This window comes from Streptomyces sp. NPDC055287, from assembly GCF_053646035.1.
In genome coordinates this window covers 1-17,631 of the sequence record NZ_JBSHNE010000018.1, presented here as the reverse complement: position 1 = coordinate 17,631, position 17,631 = coordinate 1, and the positions used below count along the sequence as shown (strand labels likewise).

Sequence of the window (17,631 nt, the reverse complement as noted above, 5' to 3'; positions counted from 1 at the left end):
GTGCACAGGTCATATCTGCCAGGGTCCGGACGCCTTCACAGGCACGGGGGATCCGGGACACTCGGACGCACGGCCCTCAACCCATGGATGCCGAGGTTCACATGACAGTCCGGAACACACGCATACGCACCGCGCGGCCCCTTGGCGTCGCCGCCGCCGCGCTCCTCGCCACAGTCGCGCTCCACATGGCGCTCGTCGCCTTCGGCAACGTCACCGACTTCGGCACGAACCAGGAGTTCGTACGGCACGTCCTGGCGATGGACACCACCTTCAAGGACGAGGACCTCATGTGGCGGTCCATCGATTCGACCACGGTGCAGGACATCGCGTACATCGCCATCATCGTGTGGGAGACCGTGGCCGCGCTCGTACTGATCGTGGCGAGCGCCCAGTGGGCCGTCGCTCTGCGAAGTGGTGAGTTCGGCCGGGCGAGGCGCGTGGGAACGCTCGGGCTGTTGATGGTGCTGCTGCTCTTCGGGGCGGGGTTCATCGCGATCGGGGGCGAGTGGTTCGCGATGTGGCAGTCCGCCGACTGGAACGGCCTGGACGCCGCCACCAGGAACTTCCTCGTCGCGGGCCTGACCCTGGTGGTCGTTCATCTGCCGGCCGGGGACGGGCGGCAGGCTCCGGTGACATGACGCGGGTGAGGGCGGGACAGAAATGTCCCGCCCTCACCGACGTCTGATCGAGTCAGGGCTGCGGCGGCCGCTCCTGGCCCCGGTCCTGGTCCGTGCCGAACTGGCCCCTCAGCTTGTCCTGGGCCGAGTCCACCTGGCCGCTGTACTTGCCCTGGGTCCGGTCGTCGACGGCGTCGCCCGCCTTGTCGACGCCCTTTCCGGCCTGCGACTCGTGGCCCTTCATCATCTGCTTGAGCTTGTCCATCATGGACATGGGCTAGCCTCCTAGCTGGTCGCCCCCACCCCTACAGGGTCCCCGCACCTCCCGCTGTCCGCATCTGCGGGCCCTGACGATTTCGGCGAGGACCGCGATGAGAAAGATCATTCTGTTCATGTCGGTGTCCCTCGACGGCTTCTTCGAGGGCCCCGAGCGCCAGATCGACTGGCATCTGGTCGACGACGAGCTGCACACCCACTTCAACGAGCAGCTCAGCGTGATGGGCGCCTTCCTGAGCGGTCGGGTCACGTACGAGCTGATGGCCGACTTCTGGCCCACCGCCGACAGCGACCCCGCGAATGCCGGGCCCATGGCCGAGTTCGCCCGCATCTGGCGGGACATGCCGAAGATCGTGTTCTCCAGGACGCTGGAACGGGCCGACTGGAACACCACCGTCATGCGGGACGTCGTCGTCGACGAGATCATGGCGCTCAAGGCGCAGCCGGGCGGAGACCTGGCGCTCGGCGGCGCCGACCTGGCCGCGGCGTTCATGCGGCACGAGCTGATCGACGAGTACCGCCTCTACATCCATCCGGTCGTCATCGGACGGGGCAAACCACTGTTCCCGGTGTCCGACAGCAGGGTCGGCCTCCGGCTCGAGGAAACCCGTACCTTCGGCAACGGCGTAGTCCTCGTCCGTTACGCGAAACGGTGAGAGCGGCTGCTCAGCCGGCGTCCAGCCAGCCCCGCGCACGCAGTTCCGCGACGAATCGCTCGTAGGACGCGTCCAGCGCCGCCCGCTCCCGCTCCACCGGCTCGACCAGGCGCCCCGCCGTCGTCATCGCCGCCGCGCTCGCGGCGAGATCCGGATGGAGTGTCCCCGAGGCGGCGAGCAGGGCCGCCCCGAACGCCGTCTCCGCGCGCTCGGCGACGCGCAGCGGCCTGCCCAGGACTGTGGCGCGGATCCGGGTCCACAGGTCGCTGCGGCTGCCGCCGCCCGCGGCGTGCAGCGGCCCCCGCACCTCGACACCCAGCGCCTGGACGCGCTCCAGGGCGAGACGCTCCAGGAACGCCACGCCCTCCAGCGCGGCCCGGTGCCCGTCGGCCTCGTCCTGCGGCGTACCGGCCAGGAAGCCCCGCGCGTCGCCGCAGACGAACGGGAACCGCTCGCCCTCGCGGCGCAGCGGATAGTCCAGGCACGAGGCGGGACCGCGGGCGTCCGCCGCCGCGTCCAGACCGGGCAGCCGCGCCGGATCCACCGGGGCCAGGGCCTCGCCGCCGGTGTTGGAGGCGCCGCCGGGCAGCCACCAGCCGTTGGGGTGGCGGTGGCTGTAGAGGGCGCCCGCCGGGTCGGTGACCAGCTCGCGGGTGACGCCCTTGAGGACGTACGTCGTCCCCAGTACACCGACGAACTGGCCCGGTTCCACGGCGCCCGTGGCGATCTGTCCCGCGCATCCGTCCGTCATGCCGAGGCGGACCCGGCATCCGGCGGGCAGGCCCGTCTCCGCCGCCGCCCCCGCCGCGACCGTGCCGGCCTCGGTGCCGGGCGCTTGAACGGCGGGGAGGAGGCCGGCGGGCACCCCGAAGGCGTCGAGGACCTCGGTGGCCCACTCACCCGCACGCGGGTCGTAACCGGTCTTGAGCGCGTGGCTCCAGTCGGTGGCGACGGGATGACCCGTCAGTTTGTGACCGAGCAAGTCCGGTGTGTGCAGCACCACTTGGCCGGGGCGGGCCCGGTTCGCGTACCAGACCAGCTTTCCCAGCGCGGCGGTCGGCCCGACCGTCAGGCCCAGTGCCCGCCACCGCAGCGCGCCCAGTCCCTGCGCCTTTGCGTTGAGGTCGGCGGCCCGCCGGTCGTCGTACATCAGCGCAGGCGCCACGGGCTCGCCGTCCGGGCCCGCCAGGACGAGGGTCCCCGAGGTGGCGGAGGCGGCGACCGCAACCACTTCCCGGCCGCCACCGGGCAGCGCGCCGGTAGCCTCCCGCAGGGCGGCGGCCGTGGCCGGCCACCAGGCGCGGGCGTCCTGCTCGCTGTGGCCGCCCACGCCGCGTACCGGTTGGGGGAGCGGCGCCCGCCCCTCGGCGAGGACCTGCCCGCGGGCGTCGGCGCACACCACTCTCACCGCCGCGGTGGCCACATCGATGCCGGCCACGACGGGGACGGGAGAGCGGGGTGCGTCGGCGGAGCTGCTCATGTGCGGGACGGGTCCTTTCGTCTGCGCGGGAGTGGGTGCGCGGGTGTACGCGCGTAAGCGCGGTCGCGGGGTCAGGTGGTGGCGCGGGCGGCGACCGGTACGGCGGCTTCGTGGAGGGACTTGCCCTGCTCGATGGCTTCCTCCGACGCCCTCGGGAGCCTCAGGAAGAGTGTGAGCACCGCGGCGACGACGTACAGGCCGGCAAAGATCAGTACGACACCGTCCCGGCCCAGCGGACCGAGGAAGAGCGAGACGATCGCGGGCCCCACGAAGGCTGCGCCGCCCGCGCCGAGGTTCAGCAGCGCCATCGCGCCGCCCTTGTTCTCGGGCGCCAGCGACGGCATCAGCGCGGAGATGGGGACGAACCCGGCGAGCGTGGCGCCGTAGATCATGCCGACGCCGACCGCGACCCAGTAGTTGTCGGTCATCAGCTTCGGTACGAAGTACAGGGCGAGGACGCTCACCGCGCAGCCCACCGCACCGAACCAGCCGATCGTGGTGCGCCAGCCGATCCGGTCGCTGACCAGCCCGAAGAGCAGGTTGAAGAAGATATTGGTGGCGAACATGATCGACAGCAGTCGCAGCCAGTCCCCGTCGCTGAAGCCCATCTCGTCGGTGAAGAAGGCCGGGAGGATCACCCACAGCCCGAACTGCGGGGCGGTGTTGATGATGCGCACCACGCAGCCGACGGCGACCTTGGGGTTGGTCCAGGCGATGGACAGGCTGCGGGTCAGCGACTGCACCGGCTTGACCCCGGGCGGCGCGAGCCGGGAGTACCCGGTCCTTTCGCGTACGCCGAGGAGGCAGAAGGCGCCGCCGATCGCGATCAGTGCGAGCGCGACCCAGAGCGTGCCGAACTTCCCGAAGAGCGGGTTGGTGACGGACGCGGTGAGCGAGCCGAGGGTGGGCAGGCCGCCGGTGAAGGCGAAGTAGAACCATCCGACAGCGGCGCCGAGGCGGGCGACCGGGGCGGTGGCCGTGACCCACACCAGGAAGGAGAAGGCGAAGAGCGGGTAGCCGAAGCCGCGCAGGCCGTAGAAGAGCAGCATCAGCGTGTAGTTGTCCTGGGCCGCGCCGAGGGTGAGGAAGAGGATGTCGAAGACGATCCAGATGGCGAGGCCCATCTGCATGACCCGACGGGGCCCCCACAGCTCGGACAGGGCGCCCGACAGCCAGGAGGCGAGCATGACCGTGACGCCGTACGCCGTGATCACGTAGCTCGCGCGGACCTCGCTGCCGGCGCCGTTGCCCTCGATGAACGGCGCGATGAAGCCGGACTCGACGCCGTCTCCGATCATGAAGATCAGGACGCCGATGAAGCCGAAGAGGAGCGGACGGGGGATGCCGATGCGATCCCAGACGGTTCCCGTACGGGTGGCGGGCGCGGTGCGTCCGGCGGATGCGGCGGTGCTGCTCATTGCTCGTGCCTCCACAGTGAGGTGCCATAAGGCCCGCGGACGTACAGCCGCGACGGGAATGCATCATGACCTCTGTGAAATTAACACGCAAGAGTTTAAGAAATCTTGTTGTCACCCGGTGGGTGCGACTCGGACATCCGTACGTTCCTTCAGGGCGGCCAGCAGCTCCCCGTCCACCCGGTCGTCCACCACGAGGTGGTCGAAGTCCTCGAGAGGGCCGAGGCGGTGCAGTGCGGTTCTGGCCAGCTTGGTGCGGTCCATCAGCAGCACCTTGCGCGTGCCGGAGGCCAGCATCGCCCGCTTGACCAGCACCACGTCCTGCTCCTGGTGGTAGGTCATCCGGGCGTCCATCGCCGAGGTGGAGACCAGCACCATGTCCACCGAGAGCGCCTCGATGGCCTCCAGGCAGGGGACGCCCAGGAAGGAGTCATGGGTGTGTGAGTACTCCCCGCCGAGCGAGATGAGACGTATGTCCTCGTGCCCCACGAACAGGTCGATGACCCGCCGGGCATTGGTCACCACCGTCAGCGGGGCCTGGTCCACCAGTAGCCGGGCCAGTGCCAGCGCCGTCGTGGAGTCGTCCAGCATCACCGACATACCGGGCTCGACCAGGTCGGCGGCCGTCTTCGCGATGGCCTCCTTCTCGGCCGTGTTGACGCCGAGCCGGTAGTCGAGGTTCGACTCGAAGACCGTGGAGGGCAGCGCGGAGACCCCTCCCCGGAACCGGCGCAGCACCCCGCGCCTGGCCAGCTCGTCCAGATCCCGGTGCACCGTCATGAGGCTCACGCGGGTGAGCTCCGCGAGCTCGGCCCCGCTCGCCGTCCCGTGCCGCAGGACGTGCTCGGTGATCATCTGCCTGCGGGCTTCCGCGCCGGTCGTCGTCATGTGCCCAAGTTTCGCGTACCGCCATGGAGGGGTGCCCAGGTGGGGACGTTGAGCGAGCGCAGGGCGGTGCCGGCGTCCGTCACCTCGATCTCGGTCACGGCCGCGTTGTCCAGCCGGGGGAACACCAGCCGGTAGCGGCCCACCGGGATGGAGAGCAGCGCGCACAGCGCCATGCGCAGCAGCGTGTTGTGCGCCACCACCAGGACCGTGCCGCCAGGGTGCCGGTGCGCGATGCCGCGCAGGGCGGTCGAGGCGCGGGCCGCGGCCTCGGACGGCGGCTCCGAACCGGCGAAGGCCCCGAGCTCGGCGTCCTCGAGAAAGCGCCGTACGGCCTCGGGGTCCTCGGCGGCCATCTCCGCGATCGTGCGGCCCTCGCCCCAGCCGAAGTCCACTTCGCGCAGCCCCTCGACGATCTCCGGCTCCACGCCGAGAACGCCTGCTGCGGGCGCGGCGGTGAGCCGGGCGCGGCTGACGGGCGAACAGGCCACGGCGTCGACACCGCGGTGCCTCGCCCAGTTGCCGAGCTCCTCCGCCTGCCGCAGCCCCTTGGCGGTCAGCGCGACGTCGGAGATGCCGGCGTACCGGTTCTCCGCGTGCCATTCCGTCTCTCCGTGCCGTACGAGCAACAGGCGTGACGCCATGGACGATCTCTCCCCTGCGAGGTGGTGACGCGGGCCCCGATGGCCGCGCCGGTGCATTGATTCTTCAAAACAATGATGTTAAATCTATCAGCGCCAGTGTTAGTGGCGCTGCGGCAACGCTGACACGCATCGCCACCGCGACCCCAAGAAGGGCCCGCCCCATGCGCATCCTCGCCGCCGGTGATCATTTCGTACGCCCCGACCTCCTCCGCGCCGCCCTGCGCGAGGAACTCGGCACCGCCCCGGAGATCACCGAACTCACCCTGCCCTGGCCCCACGAGCCCTTCGGCCCGGTCGGCGACGTCCACGAGGCGAGCGGTACGGAGGAAGAGGTCGTCGAGGCGCTGGAGGGCGCCGAGATCTGCGTGACCCAGATGGCGCCCTTCACCGAGAAGGTCTTCACCGCCTGCCCCGACCTGCGCATGGTCGCCGTCTCCCGGGGCGGCCCGGTCAACGTCGACCTCGACGCCGCCACCCGCCACGGCGTCGCCGTCTCCTTCGCGCCCGGCCGGAACGCCCCCGCCGCAGCCGAGTTCGCCATCGGCCTGATGCTCACCGCCATGCGCCGCATCACCACCGCCGACGCCGAACTCAAGCGCGGAAAGTGGCGCGGCGACTTCTACGCGTACGACGAGGGCGGCATCGAACTCGACGGCGCCACCGTCGGACTGGTCGGCTACGGCGCCATCGGCCGCATCGTCGCCCGCGTCCTGCGCGCCTTCGGCTCCCACGTCCTGGTCGCCGACCCCTACACCGACCCGGCGGCCGCCCGCGCCGACGGCGTGGAACCGGTCGAGCTCGACGAACTCCTGCGCCGCAGCAGCGTGGTGAGCCTGCACGCCCGCCTCACCCCGGAAACCCACCACCTCATCGACGCCACGAAGCTCGGCCTGCTCCCCGAGGGCGCCGTGCTCGTCAACTCCGCCCGCGGCGGCCTCCTCGACTACGCCCCGCTGCCCGGCCTGCTGAGGAGCGGCGGCCTCGGCGCCCTCGCCCTCGACGTCTACGACATCGAACCCCCGCCCGCCGACTGGCCGTTGCACGACGCCCCGAACGTCGTCACCGCCCCCCACCTGGCCGGCGCCACCCAGCAGACCGCGCACCGCGCCGCCGCCATCACCGCCGCCGAAGCGGGCCGATTCGTACGCGGAGAAAAGCTCGCGCACCCCGCCAACCCCGAGGTCCAGGAGGCCGCGCGCCCATGAGCGTGATCATCGGCGTCGACATCGGCACCTCCGTCACCAAAGCCGTCGCGTTCGACAGCGAAGGAGCCGCGCTGGCCACCGCCACGCGCCGCAGCAGCGTGGTGCGCCTGTCCGGCGGCCGCGTCGAACAGGACCTCGACGACGTCGTCCGTACCGTCGCCGAGGTCGTACGGGAAACCGCCGCCGCCCTGGCCGGACCGCCGGTCGCACTCGCCCTCACCGGCCAGGGCGACGGCCTGTGGCTGCGCGACGCGGACGGCCGGTCGGTCCGCCCGGCCATCTCCTGGATGGACGGCCGCGCCTCGGACCTCGTCGCGCGCTGGCGGGAGGACGGCACGGTCCAGGAGGTGTACGCGCACACCGGATCCGGTATGTTCCCCGGCTGCCACGCCCCGCTTCTCGCCCATCTCGCGGAACACGAACCCGAGGCCCTGGCCCGTGCCGCCACCGCGGGCTACTGCGTCGACGCCGTCGCCCAGCGCCTCACCGGCCGGGTCGGCGTGGACGCGTCCGACGCCACCCTGCCCTTCCTCGATCCGGTCAGCCGCACCTACTCGTCCGAGGCACTCGCCGCCTGCGGAATCGAGAAGCAGAGGCATCTGCTGCCCGCCCCCGCCGCACCCGGCACCGTCCTGGCCCTCGACGCGCACGGCGCTCAACTGCTGGGCCTGCCGAGGGGCCTTCCGCTCACGGCGGGACCGTACGACCTGCCGCCCTGCGCGATAGGCAGCGGCGTACGCGACGTGGGCGACGGACTGCTGATCGTCGGCACCACCCTCGCCTGTCAGGTCCTCACCGACCGTGCCCGGACCGACGGTTTCACCGAACCGGCCGGCATGTGGCTGTGCACCCCGGACCCCGGCCGCTGGCTGCGTGCGATGCCCGCCATGGTCGGCACCGCCGCTCTCGAATGGCTCCTCGCCCTCACCGGCACGACCACGGCCGGCCTCGACGGTCTGCTCGCCGGGAGCCCGCCGGGCGCGAACGGCGTCACCGCGCTGCCCTTCCTCTCCGACGCGGGGGAGCGCGCCCCGTTCGTGGACCCGGCCGCCCGTGGCCGGCTCGACGGCCTCACGCTTGCCCATACCCGCGCCGACGCGGTACGCGCCATGTGCGAGGCCATCGGTTACGCCGCCCGGCACTGCCTGGAGGCCGCAGGCCTCACCGGCACCCTCGCCGCGTGCGGCGGCGGCACCCGCTCCGGCCCGTGGGCGCAGCTCTTCGCCGACATCCTGGGGCGTCCGGTCCGTATCCCGGTGGAGAACGAGGTGGGGGCGCTCGGCGCCGTGCGCGTCGCGCGGCGCTTCCTCGGCGAAGCCCCGGATGCGAAGCCCCAGTCGTTCCACACCGTGGAACCGCGACAGGAATCCCGCACGGTGTACGAGGACGGCTACGCCGCCTACCGCGCCGCACTCGACGCGGCCCGCGCGCGGTGGGGCGAGGCGGCTCCACGCCGGTCAGGGGCCGGCCGGGGCTAGGCCGGCGCTCACCGGGTGGCAGTCGCAAGTACCCCAACTGCGCCAGTCCACGCGGTCACCCTAGGCCTTGGACAGCGCGGCGGCCGCGCGGGCCTCTCGGATGGGTGCTCCTGCCCGGTGGAGGCTGGTGAGCGCCTGCCGGTACGAGGTGATGAGGCTGGTCTCCAGGTAGCTGATGCCGAGGTCCCGGCAGTAGTCCCGGACGATGACCTGGGCGCGCCGCAGGTGCGGGGTGGGCATGCTGGGGAACAGGTGGTGCTCGATCTGGTAGTTCAGCCCGCCGAGCATGACGTCGGTGAACCAGCCGCCGCGCACATTGCGCGAGGTGAGCACCTGGCGGCGCAGGAAGTCCGGGCGGTCGTCGCCGGTCAGGATCGGCATGCCCTTGTGGTTCGGGGCGAAGATGGACCCGAGGTAGACGCCGAACAGGCACTGGTGGACGGCCAGGAAGGCGATCGCCATGCCGGGCGGCAGCACCAGGAACAGCGCGGTCAGGTAGACCGCGAAGTGGCCGAAGAGCAGCGTGCCCTCGAGCGTACGGTGCTTGAGCGAGCGGTTGGCCAGCGCGCGCACGCCCGCCACGTGCAGGTTGAAGCCTTCCAGCGTGAGCAGCGGGAAGAACAGGAACGCCTGCGAGCGGCCGAGCAGCCGGGGAAGCCCCTTGGCGGCGCGCGCCTGGTCCTGGGACCAGACGAGCACGTCGGGCAGGACGTCCGGGTCGAGTTCCGCGTGGTTGGGGTTGGCGTGGTGGCGGGTGTGCTTGTCCTGCCACCACCCGTAACCCATGCCGATGCCCAGGTTCCCGGCGAGGCGCCCGGACCGCTCGCTGGCCTTGCGCAGCCGGAACACCTGACGGTGGGCGGTGTCGTGGGTCACCAGCGCGACCTGGCCGAAGACCAGGGCGAGGAATGCGGCTACCGCAAGCGTCCACCAGCTGTCGCCGACGCGTACGAAGGCGACCCAGCCGCCGACGTAGAGGGCGGTCACGGCCGCGATCCGGGCCGTGTAATAGCCGGGGCGGCGGCCCATCAGTCCGGCCGCGGTGACCTTCTTCGACAGCTGGGCGAAGTCACTGCCCGATTTCTGCGAGGGCAGGGGCGGAGGGCGTACGGAAGTCTGCACTGACATGGAAAGGAGTCCTTCTGGTGGGGGCAGGGCGGGCGTAGGCGGGCTCAGGGGTCCCGTGCACGCACCCTGGTCGGGCGAGGCCCGGCGGCATCGCCCGACGGCCGGACGGGGGCCGCAGGCGCACGCTGGAGGCTCGCGGCGCCGTACATGCGCGACATGCGCGGTTTCGTGCCACGCCACCGGTCGGTGGGCGCCGATGGCCGGAAAGAGGGTGGGGAATCGGTCGGCCGGGAAGGGCTGAGTGGGCGGACTGATCGGCAGTGCGACCCTGCCTTCGGGTTCTTCTGCCGGGGGACCGCTTCGGCCTTGCGGATAGGGGGCGACCCGGCTGTCGGCGGCCGAGGCGACGGCTCTTCCTCCGCCAACGGTAAACCACACGCGATCGGCGCCCCGGCGGAACAGGGCCTCTCCGCCCTTGCGGGATCCGCCGCGGAGCCTGCCAGACAGCTTATGGGCTGCTATCGGAGTTTTTGTCTGCTGTGGTACGAATCACTGCCGACAACTCCGCGCCGAGCTCCGAACCGGCTGCCGCCGACGTCGAGGCCCCGGCTCAGCGATGGTTGCGCAGTACCTCCAACGCCCGGTCGAAGGCCGAGTCGCGGTGGTGGGCGAATTCCTCGTCCGTGAAGACCGGCTCGCTCAGATGCGGCGGGATGCCCGGTCCGTCGAAGGTCTGCCCGGACCGGGTGAGGAACTCCTCATTGGGCAGCAGGAGGGTCCAGCCTCCCGGAAGCCGTCGCTCCAGTACGTCCGAGAAGACGCCCTGCGTGGATTCCCCGATCCGGACCGTCCGCCCGGGACGGTCCATCAGGGCCTGTGTGAAGGTCTCGCCCGCACTGAACGTCGTCCCACCGGTGAGTACGGTGACCGGTCCCGTGTACCGGGGCCCGTCCGCCGGATGGACGTAAAGAGGCTGCGGGCGCGTGAAGCGGGACGGATCCGCCGGATTGTTGCGGGCCCGCGGAGAGGAAGCGGGGCGACGCGGCGGCGCCGCCCGAGCGCCGGGCGGTTGCGCCGTGGAGGCAACTGGCCGAAGTGACGTGGTACTCGCGCAGCCGCCCCCGGTCGACCGACAGCACGGTGCCGTATCCGTCCACGCGCCACACGCCGGTCGGCGACGGAGACGACGGCGTGTCCCCGGCAGGGGCGGCGGGCAGGGCCATGCTGCCGGGGACGGCCAGCAGCGCGGCTACCGCGACCGCCATGGCCACTTGGCGCGATGAACTCCTGAGCTGCATGGTGCACGTCTCCCCGTGGACGACCAACGGGCCCGGTCCGGCCCAGACTCCCAGCATGGCCAGCGCGGTCCGGCGCGGGACATCCAGCTGCCCGGTGAGTGTGCGGTGGGGTTACCCCCGCCGGTCCTCCATGTGCCGGGCGAGCCGGTCGAGGAAGACGCGCTGCCCCGTCACGAGCCGCTCGTGGGCGCTCTCGGGCGTGCACCACGCCACCTCGTCGATCTCAGGGAATTCCTGCTGCGCACCGGAGCCCCTCGGCCACTCCATGGTGAACGTCCCGAACTCGGCCAGCGCGGGGTCGAGGTCGGCTTCGATCGCCCAGACCGTCACGATCTTGCCGCTCGGCTGGCGCGACTCGCCGAGAGGGACGAGCTCGCCGTCGGGCACCGGCAGGCCGAGCTCCTCCGTGAACTCCCGGCGGGCAGCCGCCTCGGGCGTCTCGTCCGGCTCGTACTCCCCTTTGGGGATCGACCAGGCCGCAGAATCACGGCCGGCCCAGAACGGGCCGCCCATGTGGCCGATGAGTACTTCGGCCCCGTCGTCCGAGGTACGGAACAGGAGGAGACCCGCGCTTCGCTTGCCCGACATGGCGTCAAGTCTGCTTGTACGGGCGGTCCCACGCCACCAGCCGCAGCCGTGTCGCACGCGGCCTTTCCCGGGTGCATGGGGGCCATGGATCAAGTGGGTGGGGACCGTGGGCGGGGCGGTGGCCTACACGGCGGGCAACGTCTGGCTGGCGCGGTGCGGGGCCCGGCACCGCAAGCGCTCCGGTCACCGGCAGTCCCAGCCGTCGGAGGCTTGGTGGTGGCGGTGTTCATCAGCAACGTCCCCGAGGGCCTTTCGAGCTCCGCCGGCATGCGGGAGGCCGGCCGCGGCAAGATGTACGTCTTCGGCATCTGGGGTGCGGTCGCCGCCGCGAGCACGGGCTCCCGCGGTGCTCGGCTACGCCGTCGTCGGAGGGCTGCCCACCGCGGTGGTGGCAGCGGTGACGGCGGTGGCGGCCGGTGCGATTCTCGCCGTGATCGCCGACACGATGATCCCGGAGGCGTTCGAGGACGCCCACCTGGCGATCGGCCTGATCACCGTCAGCGGGTTTCTGGTCTCGTTCGCGCTGTCGCACGCCTGGGCCGGGTGCCGTCAGCCGTCACCACCACGTGACCACCCGGACGTCAGTGTGCCGAGAGGCAGAGGCGCGAAGCGGATCGTGTGGTGGGTCGCCCGTTCCCCTGTCTCATAGAGCAGCCCGACCCGGCCCATGCCCGTCTGCACGAGGTCCGAGTAGCCGGCAGGGTCGTCCGACACGGACCAGACCGGCCGCCACGAACGCCCGCTGTCGGCGCTGGCACGCACCTGCATGCGACGGCGTCTGTCCGGGTCGGACGGGCCGGAGTACAGCAGCGGGCTCCTCCACAGCGGGCCGGAGACCTGAAGCACGCTGCCCTGGACGGTGGGGCCCGTCAGCTCGGGCTGTGGCCGGAAGGGGACGGACAGGGTCACGCCGCCGTCGGCGCTGTAGGCGTCCGCGCGGGAGCCCTCGGCGGTCCGGTCGTGGTCACGGGCGTTGATGTAGACCGTGCCGTCGGGGAGTTCGGCCAGCGTGCTCTCGTTGAGCGCGAGCGGGCCGCCGACCGACCCGCTCACGTAGCCCACGTGCCAGGTGTGCCCGCCGTCGTCGCTGTAGAGGGAGTGCGCGCCGCTGCGCCCCGTGGTGCCCGAACTGTGGTTCGCGGGCACCAGCAGCCGGCCCCGGTGGGGTCCGTGCCGCAGGGCGACCGCGTGGCCGGGCCCGACGGCGTACCAGCGCCAGTCGGCGGCCTTGACCGCCCCGGTGATGTCCCGCTGCGCGGACCACGTCCTGCCGTCGTCGGCGCTTCGCTGGACGTACACCCGGCGGACCGAGGCGGCGACCTGTCCCGACGTCACCTGTCGTTTCGTGGCGCCGCCGATGGTCCGGCACGTCACGAGCACGATGTCTCCGCCGCGGGGGTCGATCACCGGCACGGGGTTGCCCACCGTGTCCTTCCCGGCGTCGGCGACCAACTGGAGGGGCTGCCAGGTACATCCGCCGTCGAACGAGCGCCGCAGGACCAGGTCGATGTCGCCGTCGTCGGCGGAGGAGTTCCGCCGGCCCTCGGCGAAGGCGAGCAGCACACCGCCGGACACACGCAGTGCTGCGGGGATACGGAAGGTGTTGTAGCCGGAATCGCCGGAGCGGTAGGGGACGGACGCCGGGCACGGCGGAGCGCGGTGGTATGCCGCCTGGCCGGACGCTGCACGGTCGTACGTGGCGTGGTCGTACGCCGCGGGGGCAGGCGTCCACGCCCCCGTCAGCCCGGCGGCCAGGGTCAGCAGGAAGGCCAGTCGCCGGGTGGCAGTGGCACGCAGTCTCATCGCGTCTCTCGTCCGGTGCGGCGTTCATGGAGGTTCCAGGGGCTTGCGAAGATCCGCCCGCGCCTGTCCGGATGGAACATAACGAGAGAAAGCGCCCGCATCGGCGAGCGCCACGCCTGCTCGGGCATCGGGTCCGACGTGCGCCGGAGGTCAGCGGCGGGGCGGGAGGCGGCGCAGGCGTACTTCGCTCAGCCGCCCGTCGTCCGCGACAGCGGTCATGTAGGTGCAGAAGGGCTGGCGCCGCCGGTCGGTCGGTGAGCCCGGATTCAGCAGGCGCAGTCCGCCGGGAGCGGTGGTGTCCCACGGAATGTGACTGTGCCCGAAGACCAGCACGTCCAGGTCCGGGAAGCGCTCCGCGCACCTGACCTCCCGCCCCTGAGCGGTTCCGGTCTCGTGTACGACGCCGAACCGCAGTCCGCCGAGCTCGGCCCGCGCCACTTCGGGCAGCCGCGCTCGCAGCTGGGGACCGTCGTTGTTGCCGTACACCCCGATGAGGAGCCGTGAGTGCGCTTCGAGCAGGTCCAGCGCGGCCGTGTCCACCCAGTCGCCGGCGTGCACGACGGCATCGGCCTCCCGAGCCTGCGCGAGCAGCTCGGCGGGCAGTTCCCTGGCACGGGTGGGCAGATGAGTGTCGGACGTCAGCACCAGGCGCACGCGCACCACCGTACGCACCGCCACCACTGCGGGCGCGTCGGGCGCCGCCGGTGCGCGGTGTGGCGGTAAATCCTCGGGAGCGCCTCTGGCCTGTGGGGATAGCGGTGCGTGACCGTTCGGAATGCGCGGGCGCCCCGGCACTGTTTCGCTGGTTCCGCCCGATCTGTCCTGTCACCCGAGGAGTGATCATGAGCGTTGCAGGTGAGTCCGGCGGTCGCGCCCAGGAACTGCGCCGGAGGGCGCAGGAGATGGAACAGGCCGCGGAGCGCGCCGCTGACGCGGAGCAGCGCAAGCGGCTCAGGGACAAGGCCCGCCGTCTCAGGGAACAGAGCGAGCAGGCAAGCAGCATGGGCGGCGGGGACATCTACCCCCCGCAGTAGCGTCCCCGCACAGACACCGGCCGGTGGCTGCCCCCGCGCCCCAGGCGCGCGCGAGGCCACCGGCCGGTCACCTTTGCCCGGGTCGCCCTCGACGGGGGCGGCAGCGCCCGGCCAAGACTCGTTCAGCGCACAACAGCGCTGAGCGCCCGCGTACGCCGGTCACTTCTGTCGGCGCCGCTTGCGACGCGGGCGGTGTGGACGTACCAGGGTGTCGAGCTCGCCCACCGCCGCGCGGAGGTGGGCGGTGCCGGGCAGGCCGCGTTCGCCCGCGCACCACCAGGACAGCGGCCCGGTGGAGTCGCGCGGGTGCATGCCGATGCCGTGCTCGGCGCACAGCGGCCACGCCTGCCACAGGCACTCGACGACGGTCTCCTGAGCCGCGTCGGCGATATCGGCCACCGCACCGCCCGGCGCTCCCGGGACCGGTGCCGGGAGGCAGTTGCCGTGCCACCGGCCGTCGGCCAGGGCGACGTACACGCTCTCCGGTTCGCCCTCCGCGTACGGCGGAAGGGCCATCAGCCGCAGCTGCCCATGCTCCGGCAGGGTCGCCGCCAGGTCTCGGTTGAGGAGGGCGAGAGCCGCGTCCCACGCGGCATACTCGCCCGGCAGAACCGGTCGGGGCGGCCAGTCGCCGGAGAAAGTGTGCATGCCACCATCCTGCACGGCGGGCGAGCGGGCCGGCCGATGGTATGCCGGTATGGCGGTGGTGTGCGGGGCGACAGAAGCACGGAAGCGCGTGATGCTGATGCGGTGAACACTCACGACCAGGGATCCAGCAGCGCGCCGACCGCTGCCCTCGCGCCGACGGTGGGTGTCGAGGAGGAGTACTTCCTCCTCCACCCCGGGACGCGCCGGATGGAGCCGGCCGGTGACCGGGTCGTCGCGCGGGCCTCCGCGGTCCTGGGCGACCTCGTCTCCGGCGAATTCACGCAGTACCAGATCGAGGGGAAGACACCCCCCTGCTCGGGCGCCGAGGACCTGCGCGAGGAATTGACCCGGGTACGCGCCGCCGCCGTCGCAGCCGCCCGCGACGAGGGCCTGCGCCTGTGCGCCTCCGGTACGCCGGTCCTGGGAGGCGGCGTACCGGAGGACATCGGGGACCACCCTCGCTACCGGGCCGGTGCCGACCAGTACCGCGCCCTGCTCGACGACTTCGCCCTCTCCGCCTTCCACGCACATGTGCACCTGCCCGACCGGGAAGTCGCCGTGCTGGTCACCAATCACCTCAGGCCGTGGCTGCCGCTCCTCGTGGCGATGAGCGCCAACTCGCCCTTCCACCAGGGACGCGACACCGGATACGCGAGCTGGCGTGCCGTGATGAGGAGCGGGTTCCCGTGCCTGGGACCGCCGCCGTACGCCGCCTCACTGGAGGAGCACGAGCGGCTCGCCGTGGCGATGGAGGAGTCGGAGGCCATGCTGGAGGCCGGCATGCCGTTCTGGGACGTCCGGCTCAACCCGAGGCTGCCGACGCTGGAGATCCGCACCATGGATGTCCTGCCGGACATCGACGACACGGTGGCTCTCACGACGCTGATCAGAGCGCTCGTGGTGACGGTCGAGGGCGCGGTCGTACGCGGCGACCCAGGCCCGCGTACGTCCGGCGAACTGCTGCGCGCCGCGTACTGGCGCGCGGCGCGGGACGGCTGGTCCGGCGCGGGTGTCGACGCGCTGAGCGGGCGGATCCTGCCCACTCCGGTGCAGGCGGAGCGTCTTGTCGAGTACGTGCGTCCCGCGCTGGAGGAGTTCGGGGATACGGGCGAGGTGACGGAACTCCTGCGGCGCCTCGCGGCGCGGGGCTGCGGCGCGCAGCGTCAGCGTGCGGCCGCCGCCACGGGGGCGGGCCCCTGCGGCGTCGTGGACGAGCTCGTCGCGGCGACGGCAGCGGCGCGGTGGGCCGTGCCGCTGTGAGCGCGCCCGTGTGTGCTTGTGTACGCGCCGCGCGCGTGCCCCCGTGTGCACGTGTGCCTGGTTTCAGTGTGCCGTCAGGGTCGTCACCAATACGTCGCGGTAGGCGAGCCGGCCGGTGTCGAGCGGGCGGATCGGTGAGACCTGGTGCAAGGTGCGGCGGTCGTCACCGAGGAGCAGGGTCCCCGGCTCGTTGAGCGTCGTCGCCAGCACTCGCTTCCCGTCCGGGTCGAACACCGAGCTCTCGCCGCCGCCGGCGTTACGCCGGGCGACCAGGAGCGAGGAGACGAGGGTGACGCCGTCCCGGTGCAGCCCTTCGGGGGTGGGCTCTCCCCGCTCGTCGGCCGCGGCGACGACCCGGAACGGATGTACCTTCACGCTCCATTGCGCCGTCCGGTCGAGGCAGGCCGCGAGGTCTCCCAGCAGCCTGAGCAGGGACAGCAGAACGGGGTCGGCCACGAAGGCGTCGGTGAGGGGGTCGAAGTGACGGTCCACCTGGACGTAGAGCGGATTGGTGTCCCGCGGCTGTACGAACGGGACGTGCGGCAGGAGCGTCGCTTCTCCCGTCGCCGCCGCGAGCGAGAAGTGCCCGTAGCGACGCAGTCGGCAGGTGCCGGCCTCGGCCGCGTATCTGTCAGGTGACAGATTCTCCCAGTGAGCGGCGAACCGGTCCCAGGCCCACTGGTCCGTTCCCGTACACGCCATCACGGTGTCCGGCGGCATCAGATGCACTCCGGTCGAGGTCAGGGCCCGCTGGGCGGCCTCGACCGGGGCGGTGCGGACGGGGTCGGGGGCGGCACCGGTCGTGGTGCCGTAGTCCAGGTCATCCATTGACAACGTCCATCCACTTCAGCGGTGTGGCGCCCGGCGGCGCCCCGGCTTCCATGGTCGGGCGACCGGAGGCGGGCCGCATCCCGGCCGCGCCTCCGGGCGAACCCCGGTGGTCCGGTGCGTCGGTTCAGTGCGGTGTGGGACCATCCCGCCATGGATCTCTCCCCTCTTGAGCTGGCCGTCCACCGTTTGCGCGACGCCGAGGCCGCGGTGGATGCCGCCCGCGCCGATGTGGAGACGGAGGCCGTCGGGGCGGTGCGCGAAGGCGTGCCGGTCGAGACCGTCTGCGAGACCTCCGGGCTCACCCCGCACGACCTGCTGCGCCTGGAGAAGACGGCGGGCCAACTTCCCCACTAGGGCCTGTTTCAGAAGTGGATCAAGGTCTGGGATGATCTTGTTTCGTGGCTCGGGGAGATCTGACAGACGCACAGTGGGCAGTGCTGGAACC

The 17,631-nt window shown here is 71.8% G+C and carries 18 protein-coding genes and 2 pseudogenes; 8 read left to right on the top strand and 12 right to left on the bottom strand.

The window, feature by feature from the left end:
• Window positions 1-101 precede the first annotated feature (101 nt).
• Window positions 102-638 carry a DUF2165 domain-containing protein gene (locus tag ACWIHY_RS25295; RefSeq protein ID WP_454377962.1) on the top strand — a complete coding sequence of 179 codons (537 nt, stop codon included), beginning with the start codon at window positions 102-104 and terminating at the stop codon, window positions 636-638.
• A gap of 52 nt (window positions 639-690) precedes the next feature.
• Here the strand turns inward: ACWIHY_RS25295 and ACWIHY_RS25290 are convergent, their stop codons facing one another.
• The gene (locus tag ACWIHY_RS25290; RefSeq protein ID WP_454377961.1) at window positions 691-891 is read right to left on the bottom strand and encodes an antitoxin; all 201 of its coding nucleotides are present in this window, start codon (window positions 889-891) and stop codon (window positions 691-693) included.
• Between the two features lie 97 nt (window positions 892-988).
• On the opposite strand from ACWIHY_RS25290, the gene ACWIHY_RS25285 reads away from it, so the two are divergent.
• Window positions 989-1,549 carry a dihydrofolate reductase family protein gene (locus ACWIHY_RS25285; RefSeq protein WP_454377960.1) on the top strand — a complete coding sequence of 187 codons (561 nt, stop codon included), beginning with the start codon at window positions 989-991 and terminating at the stop codon, window positions 1,547-1,549.
• A gap of 10 nt (window positions 1,550-1,559) precedes the next feature.
• Here the strand turns inward: ACWIHY_RS25285 and ACWIHY_RS25280 are convergent, their stop codons facing one another.
• The 4 genes from ACWIHY_RS25280 to ACWIHY_RS25265 form a co-directional block, all read right to left on the bottom strand.
• Entirely contained in the window at window positions 1,560-3,029 is a 1,470-nt protein-coding gene (locus ACWIHY_RS25280) for an FGGY-family carbohydrate kinase (RefSeq protein WP_454377959.1), read from the bottom strand.
• Window positions 3,030-3,100: 71 nt separating this feature from the next.
• Entirely contained in the window at window positions 3,101-4,447 is a 1,347-nt protein-coding gene (locus ACWIHY_RS25275) for an MFS transporter (protein WP_454377958.1), read from the bottom strand.
• Between the two features lie 111 nt (window positions 4,448-4,558).
• Window positions 4,559-5,332, bottom strand: a complete 774-nt coding sequence (locus tag ACWIHY_RS25270; protein WP_454377957.1) for a DeoR/GlpR family DNA-binding transcription regulator — start codon at window positions 5,330-5,332, stop codon at window positions 4,559-4,561.
• The gene (locus ACWIHY_RS25265) at window positions 5,329-5,973 is read right to left on the bottom strand and encodes a histidine phosphatase family protein (RefSeq protein ID WP_454377956.1); all 645 of its coding nucleotides are present in this window, start codon (window positions 5,971-5,973) and stop codon (window positions 5,329-5,331) included. Before ACWIHY_RS25265 ends, ACWIHY_RS25270 begins: the two co-directional genes overlap by 4 nt.
• 161 nt (window positions 5,974-6,134) lie before the next feature.
• Between ACWIHY_RS25265 and ACWIHY_RS25260 the strand changes: the two genes are divergently transcribed.
• Window positions 6,135-7,178: a 2-hydroxyacid dehydrogenase gene (locus ACWIHY_RS25260; RefSeq protein WP_454377955.1), complete on the top strand. Its 1,044-nt coding sequence runs from the start codon at window positions 6,135-6,137 to the stop codon at window positions 7,176-7,178.
• Window positions 7,175-8,656 carry an FGGY family carbohydrate kinase gene (locus ACWIHY_RS25255; protein ID WP_454377954.1) on the top strand — a complete coding sequence of 494 codons (1,482 nt, stop codon included), beginning with the start codon at window positions 7,175-7,177 and terminating at the stop codon, window positions 8,654-8,656. The genes ACWIHY_RS25260 and ACWIHY_RS25255 overlap by 4 nt, the downstream gene beginning before the upstream one ends.
• 60 nt (window positions 8,657-8,716) lie before the next feature.
• On the opposite strand, the gene ACWIHY_RS25250 is transcribed toward ACWIHY_RS25255, so the two are convergent.
• The 3 genes and pseudogenes from ACWIHY_RS25250 to ACWIHY_RS25240 all read right to left on the bottom strand — a co-directional run bounded on the left by ACWIHY_RS25250 (window position 8,717) and on the right by ACWIHY_RS25240 (window position 11,610).
• A complete protein-coding gene (locus ACWIHY_RS25250; protein WP_454377953.1) occupies window positions 8,717-9,784 on the bottom strand; it encodes a fatty acid desaturase family protein in 1,068 nt (355 codons plus the stop codon).
• A gap of 550 nt (window positions 9,785-10,334) precedes the next feature.
• A pseudogene (locus tag ACWIHY_RS25245) lies at window positions 10,335-10,757 on the bottom strand (S41 family peptidase); the annotation flags it as partial.
• Window positions 10,758-11,133: 376 nt separating this feature from the next.
• Entirely contained in the window at window positions 11,134-11,610 is a 477-nt protein-coding gene (locus tag ACWIHY_RS25240; protein WP_454377952.1) for an NUDIX domain-containing protein, read from the bottom strand.
• A 97-nt stretch (window positions 11,611-11,707) separates the two neighbouring features.
• Here ACWIHY_RS25240 and ACWIHY_RS25235 point away from each other — a divergent pair.
• Window positions 11,708-12,145: pseudogene (locus ACWIHY_RS25235) on the top strand (ZIP family zinc transporter); the annotation flags it as partial.
• 14 nt (window positions 12,146-12,159) lie between these two features.
• Here the strand turns inward: ACWIHY_RS25235 and ACWIHY_RS25230 are convergent.
• Entirely contained in the window at window positions 12,160-13,413 is a 1,254-nt protein-coding gene (locus ACWIHY_RS25230; RefSeq protein ID WP_454377951.1) for a sialidase family protein, read from the bottom strand.
• 150 nt (window positions 13,414-13,563) lie between these two features.
• Window positions 13,564-14,067 (bottom strand): metallophosphoesterase family protein, encoded by a 504-nt coding sequence (locus ACWIHY_RS25225; RefSeq protein ID WP_454377950.1) that lies wholly within the window; start codon window positions 14,065-14,067, stop codon window positions 13,564-13,566.
• Between the two features lie 188 nt (window positions 14,068-14,255).
• On the opposite strand from ACWIHY_RS25225, the gene ACWIHY_RS25220 reads away from it, so the two are divergent.
• Window positions 14,256-14,447 (top strand): DUF6381 family protein, encoded by a 192-nt coding sequence (locus ACWIHY_RS25220; protein ID WP_454377949.1) that lies wholly within the window; start codon window positions 14,256-14,258, stop codon window positions 14,445-14,447.
• A 159-nt stretch (window positions 14,448-14,606) separates the two neighbouring features.
• Here the strand turns inward: ACWIHY_RS25220 and ACWIHY_RS25215 are convergent, their stop codons facing one another.
• Complete coding sequence (locus ACWIHY_RS25215) at window positions 14,607-15,095, bottom strand: hypothetical protein (protein WP_454377948.1); 489 nt, start codon at window positions 15,093-15,095, stop codon at window positions 14,607-14,609.
• A gap of 102 nt (window positions 15,096-15,197) precedes the next feature.
• Between ACWIHY_RS25215 and ACWIHY_RS25210 the strand changes: the two genes are divergently transcribed.
• Window positions 15,198-16,355, top strand: a complete 1,158-nt coding sequence (locus ACWIHY_RS25210; RefSeq protein ID WP_454377947.1) for a carboxylate-amine ligase — start codon at window positions 15,198-15,200, stop codon at window positions 16,353-16,355.
• Between the two features lie 63 nt (window positions 16,356-16,418).
• Here ACWIHY_RS25210 and ACWIHY_RS25205 read toward each other — a convergent pair whose 3' ends face one another.
• On the bottom strand, window positions 16,419-17,183 hold the full coding sequence (locus tag ACWIHY_RS25205) for a 2OG-Fe dioxygenase family protein (protein ID WP_454377946.1): 765 nt from the start codon (window positions 17,181-17,183) through the stop codon (window positions 16,419-16,421).
• A gap of 153 nt (window positions 17,184-17,336) precedes the next feature.
• Here ACWIHY_RS25205 and ACWIHY_RS25200 point away from each other — a divergent pair, with 153 nt between their 5' ends.
• Entirely contained in the window at window positions 17,337-17,540 is a 204-nt protein-coding gene (locus ACWIHY_RS25200) for a hypothetical protein (RefSeq protein WP_454377945.1), read from the top strand.
• Window positions 17,541-17,631 lie beyond the last annotated feature (91 nt).